The 1,757-nt window shown below is 52.7% G+C and carries 1 rRNA gene; it reads left to right on the top strand.

The window, feature by feature from the left end:
* Positions 1-164: 164 nt before the first annotated feature.
* Positions 165-1,704: ribosomal RNA gene (locus HA45_RS23260) — 16S ribosomal RNA — on the top strand.
* The last annotated feature ends 53 nt before the right edge of the window (positions 1,705-1,757 follow it).

The raw sequence follows: 1,757 nt of genomic DNA, 5'->3' as shown, positions 1-1,757 counted from the left end.
CGCTCTTTAACAATTTATCAGACAATCTGTGTGGGCACTCGCAGGATTGATATCAGCGTCTCCGGACGTAAAAAATATCAAGTCTCACGAGTGAACACATAATGAAATTCATTATGACGTTTTACAGATGAGCATCGCTGAACTTGTTTCAGCAAATCAAACTTAAATTGAAGAGTTTGATCATGGCTCAGATTGAACGCTGGCGGCAGGCCTAACACATGCAAGTCGAACGGTAGCACAGAGAGCTTGCTCTTGGGTGACGAGTGGCGGACGGGTGAGTAATGTCTGGGAAACTGCCCGATGGAGGGGGATAACTACTGGAAACGGTAGCTAATACCGCATAACGTCTTCGGACCAAAGTGGGGGACCTTCGGGCCTCACACCATCGGATGTGCCCAGATGGGATTAGCTAGTAGGTGGGGTAATGGCTCACCTAGGCGACGATCCCTAGCTGGTCTGAGAGGATGACCAGCCACACTGGAACTGAGACACGGTCCAGACTCCTACGGGAGGCAGCAGTGGGGAATATTGCACAATGGGCGCAAGCCTGATGCAGCCATGCCGCGTGTATGAAGAAGGCCTCGGGTTGTAAAGTACTTTCAGTGGGGAGGAAGGCGATGTGGTTAATAACCGCATCGATTGACGTTACCCGCAGAAGAAGCACCGGCTAACTCCGTGCCAGCAGCCGCGGTAATACGGAGGGTGCAAGCGTTAATCGGAATTACTGGGCGTAAAGCGCACGCAGGCGGTCTGTCAAGTCGGATGTGAAATCCCCGGGCTCAACCTGGGAACTGCATTCGAAACTGGCAGGCTAGAGTCTTGTAGAGGGGGGTAGAATTCCAGGTGTAGCGGTGAAATGCGTAGAGATCTGGAGGAATACCGGTGGCGAAGGCGGCCCCCTGGACAAAGACTGACGCTCAGGTGCGAAAGCGTGGGGAGCAAACAGGATTAGATACCCTGGTAGTCCACGCCGTAAACGATGTCGACTTGGAGGTTGTTCCCTTGAGGAGTGGCTTCCGGAGCTAACGCGTTAAGTCGACCGCCTGGGGAGTACGGCCGCAAGGTTAAAACTCAAATGAATTGACGGGGGCCCGCACAAGCGGTGGAGCATGTGGTTTAATTCGATGCAACGCGAAGAACCTTACCTACTCTTGACATCCAGAGAACTTAGCAGAGATGCTTTGGTGCCTTCGGGAACTCTGAGACAGGTGCTGCATGGCTGTCGTCAGCTCGTGTTGTGAAATGTTGGGTTAAGTCCCGCAACGAGCGCAACCCTTATCCTTTGTTGCCAGCGGGTTATGCCGGGAACTCAAAGGAGACTGCCAGTGATAAACTGGAGGAAGGTGGGGATGACGTCAAGTCATCATGGCCCTTACGAGTAGGGCTACACACGTGCTACAATGGCGCATACAAAGAGAAGCGACCTCGCGAGAGCAAGCGGACCTCATAAAGTGCGTCGTAGTCCGGATCGGAGTCTGCAACTCGACTCCGTGAAGTCGGAATCGCTAGTAATCGTAGATCAGAATGCTACGGTGAATACGTTCCCGGGCCTTGTACACACCGCCCGTCACACCATGGGAGTGGGTTGCAAAAGAAGTAGGTAGCTTAACCTTCGGGAGGGCGCTTACCACTTTGTGATTCATGACTGGGGTGAAGTCGTAACAAGGTAACCGTAGGGGAACCTGCGGTTGGATCACCTCCTTACCTGAAGATACTTCCCGCGTAGTGCTCACACAGATTGTCTGATAGAAAAGTAA

Source organism: Pantoea rodasii (assembly GCF_002095465.1).
Classification (GTDB): Bacteria; Pseudomonadota; Gammaproteobacteria; order Enterobacterales; family Enterobacteriaceae; genus Pantoea; species Pantoea rodasii.
The sequence above is the reverse complement of the archived record's forward strand: the minus strand, read 5'-3'. Positions and strand labels throughout refer to the sequence as shown.